Source organism: Actinomyces provencensis (genome assembly GCF_900155435.1).
In the GTDB taxonomy this organism is placed as follows: Bacteria; Actinomycetota; Actinomycetes; order Actinomycetales; family Actinomycetaceae; genus Pauljensenia; species Pauljensenia provencensis.
In genome coordinates, this window is the sequence record NZ_LT700212.1 from 1,781,629 (window position 1) to 1,796,815 (window position 15,187).

Consider the following 15,187-nt stretch of genomic DNA (forward strand, 5'->3'; position numbering starts at 1 on the left):
CCCTCAGACGGTCAGTTGATTGACATTGATCAGTATAAGGACCAAACGTCAGATTCCTTCACCTGGCGAGGCCTCCCACCCGGTCGTGTACGTCACCAGACACCAGGCACCACGGGGACGGATCGGAGAGCGGCGGAGAGGACGGACGGGGTACGGAGAAGGGGCGGGTGCCGGTCGGCACCCGCCCCCCCCAGCCGGGACGATCAGTCCAGGGTCACTTCGCGACGGCCTTCTTCAGGGTCGAGCCTGCGGAGATCTTGACGCCGAAGCCGGCGGGGATCTGGATCTCCTCACCGGTGCGCGGGTTGCGGCCGGTGCGGGCGGCGCGCTCGACGCGCTCCACGGACAGCAGACCGGTCACCTTGACGGGCTCACCCTTGCCGAGGGACTCGACCAGGACCTCCTGGAAGGCGGACAGAGCCGCGTCGGCCTGGACCTTGGACAGGTTGGCGCGATCAGCGATGGCGGCCACGAGCTCAGTGCGGTTGACGGACATGTATGGACCTCTCCTCTTGCAGATGTCGGGGACCACTGTGGTGGTCACAGGGGAAACAGTACGGAACGAACGCCCGGATTGTCAGATCTGGGGGCGGTTTGCGGCGATTCCGAGCCGTTTTTACACAGGATTCCCAGAATGTGGCCGTGCTGGCGACCCCACGTCCCCGCCCCGGGGCACCCGGTCACTCGCCATCGTGGTCCTGGCCCGTCACGCAGGAGGGGTGGGAACGGGTGCAAGTCGGCAGCGATGCGGGCGTCCCACGGGGAGGGGAACGACGAGGACGGAGCACTGCTCGCTCCACCGGAGTCGGCGCGACGGCCGGGCCTGCGAGGAGTCCGCTGGGGATCAAGTTCCCTCCCGGGCGGGTGGTCGACCCATGGTGCCGGACCACGAGGTCAGTGGGCTCGCCGGGTTGGTCCTGGAGTTGCGCGACCTGACCACGGGTGGCCTCCCAGGGAGTGACCGGCGGTTCGCTGGAGCACTGTCACCAGAGCGACCAGGAAGCCGCACGCGGCACCCATGAGGATCCGTTCCGTCGGTGGTTGCCAGCGCTCCCACCGTGCTTCCGTGCCCCATGGCATGGCGCGCGGAGGAGCCACCGCCGGCACCACGTCGAACTCAGTTCGACACAGGGCACGACAGGACGGTGACCAGGAGCCTTTGGTCGCGGCAGGGCGACAGGGTCGGGGGCAAGGTGCCGGACCGGACCCGGTCGTGGGCGGCGGGCACAGCCGTCACCACGGGGACGCTCATCTCTCTCCGTGGCACCGCATCAGCACTCCCTCACCTCCGGTGAAGTCGATGCCAGCGAATGCCCCGCCACGCGCGATCTCACGGAATCCCACCCCGTGATGGAGTTCGATCGAGGCCTGGTTCAGCAGGTTGACCGCGCTGTGGATGGGGGCACCGGGATCGGGTCATGTACTGCCCTGACCACCGCGGCAAGCAGACGGGACCCGACACCCTGTCGACGGACTGCAGGCAGGACCGTCAGACCCGCGACCAGCCATCCGGAGTTCGTCCCCGGGAGTGTCACATGGCTCTGTGCTCCGCTCCATCCAACCAAGCACCCGACCGGTGTCTCGGCGACCAGCAGCACCGGCAGCTGCCCGACCAGGCGGAGAGCGTGCTCCGCAAGGTCGGGAGCAGTCCCACCTCGGGCAGCCATGACTGTTGCGAGACCTCGCACATCCCGCATGTCCGCTGCCCTGAAGATCGCCTGGTGGCCGCGACCTCCGCTGTCCTACACCCCGCGGTGTGGCTCGAACTCCACGACGTCCGGCATGGCGTTCCTCTCCCCAGAGGTGTGGCCCGCCCGTCCGGGCTCCGGTCGACACGCGGCATTCTCCACCTGTGGTCCGGGAGATCGGAACTGTCGGGCGGGTGGGCGCCATCGGCTCCGGCCCACTCCGGGAAGCCCCGCAGGGAATGGGGAAGTGTTCCTGCTCCGTTCCTGTTCTGCACCCGAAGAGGAGACGACCGACGCTGTCGCCCACCCACACGCGTGCCGATCACACCCCGGACCTTTCCGCACCAGGACAACGAAAACCCCGGGACTCCAGTGGAGCCCCGGGGTGTCTCGTGGAGATGAGGGGAATCTCCCCAATTGGCCCTCTGACCTGCGACGGAGTACAGGTGTTCAATTTGCGTGCCATCCCCGTGCAACAGGGTTCGAGGCATCGACGCGGGAATCTACCCCGAACGCGGGCGGATCGGCCACAGTCCAGCACGCTCGAACCGCCTCGACAGGCAGCTCACCGAAGTTGCCGCTCGCGCCTCCGGTCGTAGGCGACCCCCCGACAATACACTGGCAGCATGGCACAGCGAAGCAGCATTGAGTGGACGGAGGTCACCTGGAACCCCGTGACCGGATGCGACAAGATCTCGCCCGGCTGCGACCACTGCTATGCCCTCGCCTTGGCGAAGCGCCTCAAGGCTATGGGCTCCGACCGGTACCAGGAAGACGGAAACCCGATCACCTCCGGTCTTGGCTTCGCCATTCGCTGTCACCCCGATCTTCTCGACTCTCCGAAGAAGTGGAAGCACCCCCGCACCGTCTTCGTGAACTCGATGTCGGACCTCTTTCATGCCAAGGTGCCCCTGGAGTTCATCAAGGCCGTCTTCGCAACCATCGAAGCCACTCCCCAGCACACCTACCAGGTGCTCACGAAGCGCGCACGCCGCGCCCGGCTGCTCTCCGACAAGCTCGATTGGCCAAAGAACCTCTGGATGGGCGTCTCGGTCGAGACACAGGACCAGTTCCACCGCATCGACGAGCTACGCCGCATCCCGGCAGCTGTCCGTTTCCTCTCCTGCGAACCGCTCCTCGGCTCAATGGAGGGAATCAACCTCGATGCCATCGGATGGGTCATCGCCGGCGGCGAGTCCGGACCCAACTACCGCCCGATGGAACTCACTTGGGCACGATCAATCCGCGACGCCGCGCTCGCGGCCGAGGTACCGTTCTTCTTCAAGCAGTGGGGCGGCCGCACGCCGAAGCAGCTTGGCCGCGAGCTCGACGGGGAAGTGTGGGACGAGATGCCATTGCGATCGGCAATCTAGCAATCTCCTATAGAACAGTCATCGAGAGCTTATGGAGTGAACACCTGTTCCCTCTGGGAATTGGAAGTACCAGACCGTCGCGAGCCAGTTCCTTCCATGCCGCACGCAGATGCATCTCTCTGGCAGCGCCAAGAGTCTCCCCGTAGACCGCCTCGATCTTGCTCGCCAGCGAGACTGTGGTACCCGTTCGCTCAGACACGAGCTTCTCCAAGTTCGTCTTGATCTCTGCGATCCAACGCGCTTTGAGCTGATCCTCATCGGACTTGAAGCGAACCTCCTCGAGATCAGGAAAGATGTCGAACGTGCCCGTCATCTTCTTCTGCTCAGCCAAGAAGCACGTTCTCCGCCACTCCTCGAGAGCCTTCGAATGAGACTCGACGAACGCCCACGCCGCATCAACGTGACGGAAAAAGAGGATCAAGTAGAAGATCGGCTGCGTCGTAGGGCTTCGTCGGACGGGCGTCATGATGGAAGAGTAGTGGCTCGTCTCACGCACCCGTTTGGCATACTCCTTGGCGACATTCCTCGCTCTCTCGGGCGCCGTCGGCCCGTCATCCTTGGTGTAGTCACTGAAGAAGTCCCTCCACCATCGTCCACCGACCACGGTGTCGAACGCCTGCAAGGATGCTTCTGACTTCGGGTCACCATCATGCTTTGCTGCGAGGCCGCCAGATCTCCAGAACATTGAGACATTGAAGTTGATTAGTAGCTCAGTGGGACTGTTGCGGGTTTTCCGAAGGAGTTTCTGGGTGACCACCTCGAAAGGCAGGGCTGTGCCGAAAGGATCGAGAAAGCTCAATAGTGGAAGGCCATCCGCCAGATCAAGCACATGATCGACTTGCTCGATCGCCTCATCATTGTGCACTTCGATGTGCTTAAGTCGAGCCTGCTCTGCAAGACACTCGGCGAGCTCCTCGGCGTAGGCTGAGTTCTTTTCGGTGAAGACACAAGTGATCTCTCGACCGAATTTCTGAACCGTTGTCGCCATATCCAATGCAATGACAGGAGAACCCTTTTCACCATTGGAATAACGGCCCGGCCCCGCGAAGGCATCAAAGTAGACGCCTCGACCCTCTTCGCTAATTGAGCCCGTCTTCGAGAAGAAGATCAGCGGATACCGTGAGATGATCCCATGCTTGAAGACTGCGGCGGGCTTCTTATCCGAAAAGAACTCGGAGTTATTTGACATCAGAATCCACGATCAAGTCCCTGTTGGTGGTGTAAGTGTCTGTTGTTTCGTTTGGGCTGGTGGGGGTTGGTTTCAGGCTGTGAGGAGGTGGGTGGGGTCGGGGTGGTTGGGGTGGGTGAGTTGGTCAGTAAGGTCGCGCATGGAGGTCTCTGAGAGGTAGCGGCGTTCCCCGTATTGCCATTCCTCGTTTTGGTCTTGGAGGATGGCTCCGATGAGGCGGGTGGCGGAGGCGTCGTCGGGGGAGACTTGGACGACGTCGGTGCGGCGTTTGATCTCGCGGTTGAGTCGCTCGATGGGGTTGTGTGGTGCAGATCTTCTGCCAGTGGGGGCGGGGCTGGTCAGCGAAGGCGGTGAGGTCGACTTCGGCGTCGGTGAGCATCTGGGCGATCTGGGGGAAGGTCGGGGTCAGGGAGGCCACGACCTGGTGGTAGGCGTCCTTGACGGCCTCTGGGGTGGTCTGGGCGAAGATGGTGGCGATGAGGGCGTTGACGGGCTTGGAGCGGGTGGAGCCCAGGGTCTGGGTGACGTTGCGAGCGAAGTGGACGCGGCAGCGTTGCCAAGAGGCGCCGGTGAGGATGGCTTTGACGGCGTTCTTGATGCCTTGGTGGGCGTCACTGGTGACGACTTGCACTCCCAGTGGGTCAGTGTCGGTTGAGACCTTGAGGCCGCGCTCGCGCAAGGATCGTAGGAACTCCGTCCAGAAGTAGGTGGACTCACTGTCGCCGATCCTCATGCCCAGGATCTCACGCCTGCCCTGGGCGGAGACGCCGGTGGCGACCACGACCGCTTTGGACACGACATGGCCGGCGTGGCGGACGTCGACGTAGGTGGCGTCCAGGAACAGGTACGGGTACCACGTGTGGGACAGGGGACGGGTCAGGAACTCCTCGACCACGGAGTCGATGTCGGCGCAGATCCTTGAGACCTGGGACTTCGAGATGCCCGACTCGCATCCCAATGCCTTGACGAGCTCGTCGACCTTGCGGGTGGACACCCCGTTGATCCACGCTTGGCAGATGACGGCGTAGAGGGCCTTGTCGATCCGCTTGCGGGGGTTGAGGAGGCTGGGGAAGAAGGACCCCTCACGCAGCTTGGGGATGGCCACCACCACGTCTCCTGCCGGGGTGGACACCGTCTTGTCGCGACTTCCGTTGCGTCGGGTGAGGCGGGACTCGCTGCGCTCATAGCGCCCCGCCCCGATCTTGGTGGTGGCCTCAGCATCGATGAGGTCTTGGAGGCCCGCCTCCAACAGTCGACGGAACACGGCGTCTCCTGCAAGGCTCGGGTCGGACAGGACTTCACTGATCAAGGTGGACAGGGCAGACTGGTTGCGGGCCATCGTGGGAACACTCCTAGGATTCTTGGTCGAAACTCTGGACACCCACGATGGCCCACCAACACCCCAAGGATGCTCGCTGACCTGCAGGAATTGCCACCACCCTAAGGGACTCCGCCGAATCCACTCGTCCTTCGGTGACACTCAGAGCTTCGCGAGCAGGTCGGCCGGCTTGTCTGCTGGTTGCGCGAACAAGTACTCGACGCAACGGTGACACTTCAGGGGTCTCATGGGTGATCCTCTCGCCTAGGACATGTGGTCGACCTAGCCGAGTGGTCGCCCAGTGATGATGGTTCACCTCCAATCATCGGTGCATGTGGTGCGTGAGGTGCCTGATTCGTCAGGTGTCGGGCACTTCACGCCATGTCAGGAAGCGTGATCACGGCATGCCAGAACGTGGTCGAGCATGAGTTGCTCCTCCGCCGTAAGGCTCTCCAAGCGGGTGAGCAGGGTGTCGACGTCGACCCACAGCTCTTCGGCTGCCTCCTCCAGGCAGTGAGCCCACACGGCCGCATGACACAACTCCTCCACGGTGATCAGGCGTCGCGCGGCCTCGATCGATACTGCCCGCTCCACTGTCCCAGGCTGGCACCCATGGTGGTCCCACTCGATGTGCACGAGCTCGTGCGTCAGCGTGCACCGACGCTCGGCCCGTAATTGGTTCCGGGCCATCCATACGTGCCGACCATCCGTCGCTCCCAACACAGGGGTCGGCAAGCGATCTGTCCACGAGACGATGATGTCCTTGCGCTCGCGGAGAGTTCGCCATGGGTGCCACGTCATGGCGGACCCTGTCGGGAACTGTCGGGGTCGTCGGACCGGTCGGCAGGCATCGGTTCGTCGTCCCAGTCCCAGTCGGGTCCAGGGATGACTTCGGTGGGCTTGGGGATCTCGGGCCCGAGGGCGTTGAGCCAGGCGGCCCCGACCTCGCCGGCGTCAGCGCAGTAGAGGACGACGTCGGCTTTGATGGCGGTGCCTTGGACTTCGGCTCGGCACACGGCGAGCTTGCCGCGGGCTTCGATGTACTTCACCAGGGGCAGCATGTTTTTCGACTGGACGTCGGAGAGGATGCCGACCCGGTGCCCGTCGATCTCGACCTGGACGATCTCGGGCGCCGAGCGGGCGCGGACTTCGATGATGGACCGCAGGACAGCGGCCACGTGATTCACTCCATCCGGGATCACCAGCTTGGAGAGGACATCGAGGTGATCCTCTTCCTTGGTGACCTGACGCTTGCGGCCGTTGGGGATGATGACGTGTGACGTAGAGGGGAGGCCATTGGAGGGTGTGAGTTCACTCGGGTTGGGCAGGTGGACTCTAGCGTTGTAGTGCTCGCCGTACTCGGCGTCATGTCCCCAGACATTGCCTGGTACTCGCAGGTCAAAGCCCTCCGCTTGCAGATCGTGGAGGATGGGGCCCCATGTGGGGGTCTCATCGTCAGGTAGGTATCCGATGTGCTGTCCTCGGAGGAACGCCGCGACAGCATGCCCGTTCGACGAAAAGGGGTTGTCCCCGTCGTACGTCAGCGTGATTGGCTCGTCGAGTCGGGCCCCGCTGCCGTACTGGCTGAACTCCGGCAAGGGACTGAGAAACCGCCGCAGTGTCTCCCGGTGGTACCAGACTCCGTTGATGTCGGACCAGGTGACGCCACGTCCCCAAGGGTCCAGCTGCTCACCCTGGGGAGTTGCAGGCACCCAGTCGCCGCCCACCATGTGCCCACTGCCCTGACTCCCCGCGGCAGACGCGACAGGCGGAGCGAAAGACTCTGCCCGCGAACGGCGCGGAACTCCACTGTCACCCCGTGTGGCCGTCCGGTTGGCGTCCCTATCTGCGGTCCTCATCTCCTCGGCAGCCATGCGCTTCTCGCGCACCTTGGTCTCCCTATCAGCGACGGCAAAACGACGCTCTCGACGCCGCGCTTCCCTCTTCATGGCCCGCTTCTTCGAGGCCTCCGCTTGCGCCTCCTTCTGGGCTGGCGTCGGCTCCGGAAGGACCTTCCCAGACCCAACGAGGAGGGCGAGTCCGAGGATGAGAAAGACGATGACCATGACGACACCATCGCCACGCGTAGCTGTCTCACTCGGAACGATCACGACGATCAGACCAAGCAAGGCAAGGAGGCCACTCGCCAAGGCAGCCAGGAACAACACAACTCCGAAGAGACCCCGAAGGAACCTCATGATCTTGCCTTCCGTCCCGCCTGACAGGTAAGGATCCGCTGCTCGTCAGCGGTCCTGTGGTTCTTCGGCAGCATCACTGCTGGTCTGGGCATCGTCATACTGCGGCAGTCTTCGCGCCGCGAGGATCTCGCGCGCCCGCTGCAACCCAGCTGCTCGCGCCACCGACTCAACCTCATCCAGCTCTGCCTCGTTCAGACCCGCCACGGCGCTCGCGGGCAGAGTGACGACCCTGCCGCTCTCGATGTCCTGGGACTAGGGCGGGGCGCGAGGTCCGCGTCGACGATCTGGATGCAGCCGACTGCCCGCTGCCGAGCGGCTCCAAGGTTGGTTCACCGCCGTCGAGGACGGCTTGGGCCGAGCCGCGTGTCCAACCTAGTGCGCGGTCCAGCGCCCAGAGAGTTGCGCGCGAGTATGACGGTCTCCTCCCATTCTCGATGTCATTGAGGGTTCGCGTCGAGATCTGCGATGCATCCGCTAGCGCGCGCCCAGTGGCGATGCCAACCTCCAGGCGCCTTGCACGGACAAGCTCGCCGAGCGACACCCTGTCCTTCTCGTTCGTCATGCGACCAGAGTGGCGGAAGCGACAGGAAACAGCAATCAGGCCACGCAGGAAACATCTAGGCGACACGCCGGAAACACTCGCTGGTAGTTAAACACTTGTCATACCGGCTTGACCTGCGAGGATACGCGAATCAAGCGAATGTCTCGCCCCTATCGCTTGACTCGCTTCTCCGGGTGTCCAACGCATGAGCAAGCGACTCGCGGGCGGTTCGCCCGCTGAAGAGGTTCGAGTTGGCGCGACGCTCCGCACCATTCGCCAGATTCGCGGTATGACAGCTGACGAGCTCACCAATGAGCTACTCGTCTCCGCATCGCACGTGCGGAACATCGAGCTCGGCCACAAGTCCGCCTCCCAGGTCCTCCTCGCGAAGGCTGCCGAGGTGCTTGAGGTGCCCCAGGTCGCCCTCGTCCGCGAGGGGTACTTCGACCGAGAGGCAGCGGAGCGGGAGGCAGAAGTCCGGCGCGTCACGAAGGAGCGTGACGATGCGCTCAGCCAGATCGAGGCCATGTGCGCCCAGCTCGACGAGCTGCGTTCCGGCTTCGAGGCCCTCCAGGTGCCGGAGGGGGTGGCGTCATGACTCGGGACCTGGTCGAGAGGTTCCGAGATTTCCGCGTCATGCAGGACGGCACGGTGTGGGCGACGGACTGGGAGGGCAGTCGCCGCTTCGTCGGGTGCTTCGAGCACCGCGGCAAGGTGTGGGTCGCCCTCGCCCCTCGAGGTGGGCACGTCATCCACGAGGCCCCGACCCGTCGCGCCGTCGTCGCGTGGATCAAGGCCATCCCGTGTGCGGTGGCGTGACGTCGGGCGCACCAAGGCCGTCTCCCAGAAGGCGCTGCTGCCGTTCGACCCGGAGCGCTTCTACTCCTGCGCGCAGGCCGCCGAGGTCTTCTCCGTGTCCAAGTGGACCCCTTCGCGATCCTGTTTCACACTATCCCATGCACCATACGCACCCCGGACCCACCTTGGACCTTTCCGCACCAGGACAACGAAAACCCCGGGACTCCAGTGGAGTCCCGGGGTGTCTCGTGGAGATGGGGGGAATCTCCCGATTCCGCAGGTCACAGGTGGTTTCTGGAGGACGATTCCCACAGCGCTCCTAAAATGGCCGCCCCTCAGAGTGAGGTGCCCGCCTGGGAGACCAGTCCCGGCGGGCGAGGCGACCGGACTTGAGAGGAGTCCAGCGCCATGCCACAGCCTACCGTCACCACACCCGAGACCGACACCCGTTGGTCCATCACCCCGCAGGGCAGAGCTGCCCTCGACGCGCTCAGCGCCCCCACCCACGCCTTCCTCCCCGAGGTCCTGCACGGGCTCACCGGCCTCGACTACGCGCGGGCCTACCTGGAGGGCTGGCACATGCACGCCGCAGGTGCCGACGCCGACGCGTCCCCACACTGGGGAGGTCCCCTGGAGGTCGCCTACGAGGACGGCTGGCTCGACCACCAGCGGGACCCCGACCGGCCATGGGCCACCGCCATCTTCGGCTTCGAGGCCGCCTGCGATCACGCCTACAGCCTGGAGGACTACCGGGAGCGGGTGGCCCGATGACCCGCTCGAAAGACGTGTGGTCCCACGTCCACGGATACAAGCCCGCCGAGGTCGACTTCCGCGACTTCTTCGAGGCGACCGTTGAGGGCGTCGAGTTCACCGGCCTCCCGCGCCCCGTCTGGTACTCACTGGGGAGCCTCGGCACCGAAGGCCGCTACGCGGGAGAGCTGCACATCCCTGCAGTTGGGACCCCCGTGATCCGCATGTGTCAGGGCACGACGCCTCTTGACCGAGCGTGGGCGGCGACCTGCCTGCGCCTGGCCCGCCTGTACCCGACTCACGTGCTGGCGGCGTGTGACTGCTGGCGGTGCGGTGGGCACGGGCTCGTGGCGTACGTGGTGACGCCTGTGGACAACGGGGAGTGCCTGGACGTGGACGCCGTCACCACTGCGAGGGGTGTCCGGTGAGCGGGTTCCCCTGCTCCGGGTGGATGACCTGCCCCATGGCCGCGTGGGAGTGTGTCCACGGCGGTGAGGATGAGATCTGCGGGCGCCGGCCGGCCCCGCGAAGCATCAACCACAAGGAGGTGGCCTGATGGCCGCTGCAACGAACACCTTGACCCGAGCCGTCGACTTCACCGTGGAGGACTGGTACGCCCTGCCTCGCGACGAGGAACCCAACGACCAGGGCTTCTGGACGAGGTGGGCCAACCTCGGGGTGTCGGACGCCGACGGAGGCACACAGGTCCGACTCTTCGCCACCGCGGAACGCCCTGTGCCGGTGGTGGACGTGTGGACTGTGGACGGGGAGATGAGCTCAGCCGATGTGCGCGCCGTAGCCGCGGCACTGCTCCACGTTGCCAGCGTCGTGGATGAGATCGCGCGGAGGGAGGCCCTGTGAACGAGGACAGCTATGAAGGCCTGATCTTCCTGGCGCCCGAGCACGCATCACCCCAAGCCCTCCACCAGGCCCTCAGCAGGGGGGTCGACGTGCAGATGACGTGCGTCGACCTCCCAGACGGGTTCGACCTCTACGAGGACGGACGGTACCGGGCGGTCGGCATGGTGACCCGTGATGAGACGGGCGTGCATGCCTGGCGGAGGGAGGGCGACGTTCGCGACTTCCTCCTGCTGTGCATGGGTGCCGATCTCGTTGCGAAGGGTGGGGGACCCGAGGCGGGCCTGTTGGTCGTGAACGGGAGCGTCATGCAGGTGTGGGTGGTGCTCGTTCCTCAGACCGGTGACCTGAAGTGGGCGGAGGAGCAGATGCGTGAGTAGAGCCCCTGTGGGGGCCGAGGGGATGCGTTCCTGTCCTCTCGGTCCCCGCGGGCTCCGACGCTCCACACGGGCTCCCAGCGCGTCCCAGCGACGCTCCTGGTGGCCGTTGTGGGTGGCGGATCTCCACCCGGGTGTTCCTGCCCCTCCCACCTACTCAGAGGGGCGCGGCGTAGGACCCTCCCTGAACCGATCGTGCCGCCGGTCGGAGGAAGCGCAACGCGAGCGCGACCCAAGGTCACAGCGAAGCGCGCGCCGAACAGGTGGGCGCCACTCGTCGTGGGCGAATGTCGCAGAGTGAGGGCGGGGGCGTCGGGCCGCTTTGGGAGCCGAGGGACGCTCCGAGAGAGACAGGCCCGCAGGGCTCCATCTCACCTCTGAGGATGACCACCTCGTACATGCCGGGCTCGGACACGATGACGGTCATCCGCATCTGACCCCGCGCGTTCTGAACCTCAGTCTGACTGAGAGTCAGGGGATCAAGGCGCGTGGCGACCATCGACGGGTTCGCGATGTCGAGCACTCCGCAGAGGTCGGCGAGGACGAACCGGGGGTCGCTGGGGTCCGTCAGGACTACTGACGTACTCAGGGGCGTTCGGATGGGCCTTCGTTTTTGTGGTTGCATCCGTTTGCAACCCCTCGCGCCGAGCCCAGCTGGCGACGGTTCGGGACCCCGGTTGACCTGCAAGAACACCACCCTGCACGCGGTGCCTTTTTTGTGGTTCGTACCGTACGCAGCGCACGCTTCTTCTTGTGGTTCGGACCGTCCGAACTGAGCCCCTCCCCGACCATGTTGCCTACGCCAGCAGAATGGTCCCCTGGGCCGCTCACTGCTGCACATGCTGGGACGTAGGGTTGACACATGGGCAAGAACCTCACGATCGCAGGCGCCATCACCAGCGTCGTCGGACTCATCATCGGCCTGTTCCCCCTCTCCTACGAGGGAGTGAAGTGTGGGCGGGCCTTCTTCGGCACGGATGACGCGGCCGTCGCCGAGTTCGGGGCGACCCTGTCGGGAAGCACCATCCCCATGTGGGACTACCAGGACGGGTGCGACGCGGCCCGCCGCGCCCTGCTCCTGCCCGCGATCATCGTGCTGCTGGTGGGCTTGACGCTGGTCGTGTGGGGGCTGGTGAAGAACTCCAAGCCCACCGCGGTGGTGGGCGCCCCGGATCAGGGTGAGACGTCGGTGGACGGCCAGTTGGCGACCCTGGCGCAGTTGCACGGGTCCGGGGCGTTGTCGGATGAGGAGTTCGCGGCTGCGAAGCGGCGGGTCATCGAGGATCAGCCAGCCGGGGATGCTCCGGGCGGCGCGGTCTGAACTCTCGCGTTCCCCGGGGGTCCCCCGGGGTTCCATCACTACTGCTGATGGTTCCCCCGGGGTTCCATCACTACTGCTGATGGTTCCCCCGGGGTTCCATCACTACTGCTGATGGTTCCCGGCGGTGGGAAGCTTGCCAGGGATGGGGAAGCACGGATCTACTTCATCCTCCATCTGCTCAACGATGTGCTGTAACTGCTCATTCCGTAGATCCTCGACAACAACCTCCACACGCTCTACGCGTGTCGCCTCCGCAAGTTATCCACAACCTCACCACGATGAATCCGCAGTTCAAAGCCAGTTCGCGACTTCGGAGGTCGGCTCTCCTGGGATTGAACGGGCGCCGAGGCGCCATGGAGTGGTGCAACTGGGCGAAGCACGGTGCAAGGATCGGGGTGTCCTCGAAAGAGGTCGGGGTCCCCAGACCGTGAACGTCACTTCACGGCGGGAACCCCGGGCGCCCGTGGTGGAACTGGAAGACACAGCAGACTGTCAATCTGCCGCCTGCCTGGGCATGCGGGTTCAAGTCCCGTCGGGCGCACCACCAGAGTACGCAACGAAGCGTGCCCGGTGAAGGCTTCCCCCCTACCGTTTCCCGAGGAGGCCCTCCAACACCTCGGCCACCTGCTCCACCCCATCCCGGCGGGCCAGCTCCTCCAGCTTGAAGTCCAGGCCCGTGTACTTGTCGAGCGCAGCCATGGCACGGAGCAACGCCTGGGCAGCCTTGTCGTCCCCCTCCCGGACCTTCGGGGTGAGGCCGTTGATGACGGCGTAGGTGCGTTCCATCTGCTCACGACGGAACCGTTCGGCGGCGGGCAGGGTGACGAGGTCGAGGGCCCGGTTGATGGCTTTCCTCGCGCCGCTCCTGTTGGCGTAGCCGACCTGGCGGGCGATCTCGTCGAACGTCTTGCCTTCGAGGCGGAGTTGGAGGGCGCGTTGCTGCCTCTGGGCGGCGGTGAGCGCGATGTGCGGGTCTGGGTGGTGGTGGGGCATGTGTCCTCCCTGTGTGTGTCCCCCTTTGTGGGGGTGTGGGCCCGGGCTCCCCTACCGGTGTGGTGGGGAGCCCGGGCGTGCGAGTGTCAGGCGGCGGGGCCACCACGCATGGCGCTGGAGGCGTCGAGGAGCGCCTCGTAGGCCGCGGTGTCGACCTGCTTGAGGGCGGTGAGCGTGGCGATGCCGGGCTGCTCCATGTTCGCAAGGCTCGCCCACACGACCTTCCATGCGTTGGTCTCGTCGTCGACCCTGCGGGCGAGGTCACGGTCCCCGGTGTCGAGGCCGAGGCGTTCGGCCGTGCGCGCGGCCCGCCTGTCAAGGTCCTCCAGGTCGTTGTCGGCTGTCGCGAGACGGTCGCCTCCCTTCCGCCTGATTGCGTCGGCTCGGAGGAGGGGCGGGGCGAACGTCTGGACGGCGGCTACCTCAGTGAGGGTGTTGGCCTGGTCGATGAGGTCGAAGTAGGAGAGTCCGGCTCCCAGGAGGGGCTGGAGGGCGTCCCAGGCGAGGCGGATCTCGTCGGGGGTGTGGCCGGCGCGGATCCTGTCCTTGAGGTCCTGCTCTGCGGCCTGGACTTCGCGGGCACTCTCCGTGGGGTTGAGGCTCTCCTTCCGGGCGGTGGCGATGGCGAGCGCCTCCCTGCGGGCCTTGGCCTGCTGATCTTCGTTGTACTTCTTGACGCGCGTGGGGTCAGCCATGTGGGACTGGCGCATGCGGGCAGCGAAGTCGCGGAGGGCCTGGGTGTGGCGTGCGGTTCCGAGATTGCTCATGGTGGTGGTTCTCCTTCGTGTTCAGTCGGTGATGGTGGCGAGGGCGGCGCGGGCGGCGGCCCCGGTGGTGGGGTCGTACTCGTCGAGGTGGGTGATGGTGTTGGGGTCGAGGGGTTCGGGCATGGTGGCGTTGACTCCGGTGGTGATGGCGACGCGGGTGGCGGCGCCCTTGCGGAGCTGGTCCCAGATGGTGGCCATGGTGGTGTGCCAGTCGGCCTGGGCTTCGGGGTCGGTGTCGATGCCGTTGACGAGTCCGCGCCCGGCGGTGATATCGGCTGCGCGGTCGCGGTGCGCGGCGTGCCGTTCGGTGGCTCTCTTGAGGGCCGTGGGGTGTGAGCTGCCCATGAGGCGCGTGAAGTCCTGCAGCTTCGCGGTTTCGTAGGGGGTGTTCATGGCGGGGATGGTGGTGCTCATTGGGGTGGTTCCTTTCGGGTTGGTGTTGCTGGGGTGGGGTGAGGGGTCAGAGGGGTGGTCTGGGTGCCGGCGTGTGCGCGGCGTGGGGGTCCGGGGCGGCGCTTGCTGGTGAGCCCTTCCTGGACGGCCGTGAGGGCGAGTTGGACGGCTTCCCCGAGCTTCTCGTCCTGCCCGGTGAGCCGGGTTTGGTCGGCGTCCGTGAATGACTCCATGGGGTCAGCGAGGTGCGCCCACAGGGCGTGGAGGGGGTCGAGCCAGTCGAGCTGCTCGGCGGCCCGGTCGAGCCCGCTGGTGTCGATGCCGAGGGCGGGGGCCGCGTTGAGGAGGCGTCCCTCGTACAGGTCGACGTCGTCTTCCTGCTGTTCGAGTTCCCGTTCCTCGGGGGTGGGTTGTGGGCAGTCGGGGTGGTTGAGGACCTGGTCGAGGACCTTCTCTTCCTCGGCGTGGATCTCGTCGACGGTGATGCTCATGGAGATGGCCAGGGCTTGCGCCCGGGTCTTGGCGTCCTTGTACCGGGTGGTGCCCTGGTCGCGGATGTAGTTGATGAGGGCGCGGATCTCGCTGTCGCGCTGCTGGGTGCGGGTGCTGGTCATGGGGGTGGT

At 65.4% G+C, this 15,187-nt stretch carries 18 protein-coding genes, 1 tRNA gene and 1 pseudogene; 9 read left to right on the forward strand and 11 right to left on the reverse strand.

Annotated features, from left to right (window positions below):
- Positions 1-214: 214 nt before the first annotated feature.
- The gene (locus tag BQ9890_RS07870; RefSeq protein WP_075890626.1) at positions 215-496 is read right to left on the reverse strand and encodes an HU family DNA-binding protein; all 282 of its coding nucleotides are present in this window, start codon (positions 494-496) and stop codon (positions 215-217) included.
- Positions 497-1,373: 877 nt separating this feature from the next.
- Positions 1,374-1,697: a GNAT family N-acetyltransferase gene (locus BQ9890_RS16895; RefSeq protein ID WP_078062326.1), complete on the reverse strand. Its 324-nt coding sequence runs from the start codon at positions 1,695-1,697 to the stop codon at positions 1,374-1,376.
- A 617-nt stretch (positions 1,698-2,314) separates the two neighbouring features.
- On the opposite strand from BQ9890_RS16895, the gene BQ9890_RS07875 reads away from it, so the two are divergent.
- Entirely contained in the window at positions 2,315-3,061 is a 747-nt protein-coding gene (locus tag BQ9890_RS07875) for a DUF5131 family protein (protein ID WP_075890628.1), read from the forward strand.
- Positions 3,062-3,068: 7 nt separating this feature from the next.
- Here BQ9890_RS07875 and tcmP read toward each other — a convergent pair whose 3' ends face one another.
- From tcmP to BQ9890_RS16900, 5 genes and pseudogenes are all read right to left on the reverse strand, one after another.
- Entirely contained in the window at positions 3,069-4,250 is a 1,182-nt protein-coding gene (gene tcmP, locus BQ9890_RS07880) for a three-Cys-motif partner protein TcmP (protein ID WP_075890630.1), read from the reverse strand.
- A 72-nt stretch (positions 4,251-4,322) separates the two neighbouring features.
- Positions 4,323-5,589, reverse strand: a pseudogene (locus BQ9890_RS07885) (IS256 family transposase).
- Positions 5,590-5,952: 363 nt separating this feature from the next.
- Entirely contained in the window at positions 5,953-6,162 is a 210-nt protein-coding gene (locus tag BQ9890_RS15320; protein WP_143226282.1) for a hypothetical protein, read from the reverse strand.
- A gap of 203 nt (positions 6,163-6,365) precedes the next feature.
- A complete protein-coding gene (locus tag BQ9890_RS07895) occupies positions 6,366-7,766 on the reverse strand; it encodes a hypothetical protein (protein WP_143226283.1) in 1,401 nt (466 codons plus the stop codon).
- Positions 7,767-7,938: 172 nt separating this feature from the next.
- A complete protein-coding gene (locus BQ9890_RS16900) occupies positions 7,939-8,328 on the reverse strand; it encodes a helix-turn-helix domain-containing protein (protein WP_075890636.1) in 390 nt (129 codons plus the stop codon).
- 184 nt (positions 8,329-8,512) lie between these two features.
- On the opposite strand from BQ9890_RS16900, the gene BQ9890_RS07905 reads away from it, so the two are divergent.
- From BQ9890_RS07905 to BQ9890_RS07940, 8 genes are all read left to right on the forward strand, one after another.
- Positions 8,513-8,905, forward strand: coding sequence for a helix-turn-helix domain-containing protein (locus tag BQ9890_RS07905; protein ID WP_075890638.1), 393 nt, complete (start codon positions 8,513-8,515; stop codon positions 8,903-8,905).
- Complete coding sequence (locus BQ9890_RS07910; protein WP_075890640.1) at positions 8,902-9,126, forward strand: hypothetical protein; 225 nt, start codon at positions 8,902-8,904, stop codon at positions 9,124-9,126. The genes BQ9890_RS07905 and BQ9890_RS07910 overlap by 4 nt, the downstream gene beginning before the upstream one ends.
- A 387-nt stretch (positions 9,127-9,513) precedes the next feature.
- Positions 9,514-9,876, forward strand: coding sequence for a hypothetical protein (locus BQ9890_RS07915; protein WP_075890642.1), 363 nt, complete (start codon positions 9,514-9,516; stop codon positions 9,874-9,876).
- Entirely contained in the window at positions 9,873-10,283 is a 411-nt protein-coding gene (locus tag BQ9890_RS07920; RefSeq protein WP_075890644.1) for a hypothetical protein, read from the forward strand. The genes BQ9890_RS07915 and BQ9890_RS07920 overlap by 4 nt, the downstream gene beginning before the upstream one ends.
- 127 nt (positions 10,284-10,410) lie before the next feature.
- Positions 10,411-10,716 carry a hypothetical protein gene (locus BQ9890_RS07925; protein WP_075890646.1) on the forward strand — a complete coding sequence of 102 codons (306 nt, stop codon included), beginning with the start codon at positions 10,411-10,413 and terminating at the stop codon, positions 10,714-10,716.
- Complete coding sequence (locus BQ9890_RS07930; protein WP_075890648.1) at positions 10,713-11,093, forward strand: hypothetical protein; 381 nt, start codon at positions 10,713-10,715, stop codon at positions 11,091-11,093. Before BQ9890_RS07925 ends, BQ9890_RS07930 begins: the two co-directional genes overlap by 4 nt.
- Positions 11,094-11,952: 859 nt before the next feature.
- Complete coding sequence (locus BQ9890_RS07935) at positions 11,953-12,411, forward strand: SHOCT domain-containing protein (RefSeq protein WP_075890650.1); 459 nt, start codon at positions 11,953-11,955, stop codon at positions 12,409-12,411.
- A 457-nt stretch (positions 12,412-12,868) separates the two neighbouring features.
- Positions 12,869-12,955, forward strand: a tRNA-Asp gene (locus BQ9890_RS07940).
- Positions 12,956-12,996: 41 nt separating this feature from the next.
- Here the strand turns inward: BQ9890_RS07940 and BQ9890_RS07945 are convergent.
- The 4 genes from BQ9890_RS07945 to BQ9890_RS07960 all read right to left on the reverse strand — a co-directional run bounded on the left by BQ9890_RS07945 (position 12,997) and on the right by BQ9890_RS07960 (position 15,178).
- Positions 12,997-13,404 carry a hypothetical protein gene (locus BQ9890_RS07945; RefSeq protein ID WP_075890652.1) on the reverse strand — a complete coding sequence of 136 codons (408 nt, stop codon included), beginning with the start codon at positions 13,402-13,404 and terminating at the stop codon, positions 12,997-12,999.
- A gap of 86 nt (positions 13,405-13,490) precedes the next feature.
- Positions 13,491-14,171 (reverse strand): hypothetical protein, encoded by a 681-nt coding sequence (locus tag BQ9890_RS07950; protein ID WP_075890654.1) that lies wholly within the window; start codon positions 14,169-14,171, stop codon positions 13,491-13,493.
- 21 nt (positions 14,172-14,192) lie between these two features.
- A complete protein-coding gene (locus BQ9890_RS07955) occupies positions 14,193-14,585 on the reverse strand; it encodes a hypothetical protein (protein ID WP_075890656.1) in 393 nt (130 codons plus the stop codon).
- Positions 14,582-15,178 (reverse strand): hypothetical protein, encoded by a 597-nt coding sequence (locus BQ9890_RS07960; RefSeq protein ID WP_075890658.1) that lies wholly within the window; start codon positions 15,176-15,178, stop codon positions 14,582-14,584. Before BQ9890_RS07960 ends, BQ9890_RS07955 begins: the two co-directional genes overlap by 4 nt.
- Positions 15,179-15,187 lie beyond the last annotated feature (9 nt).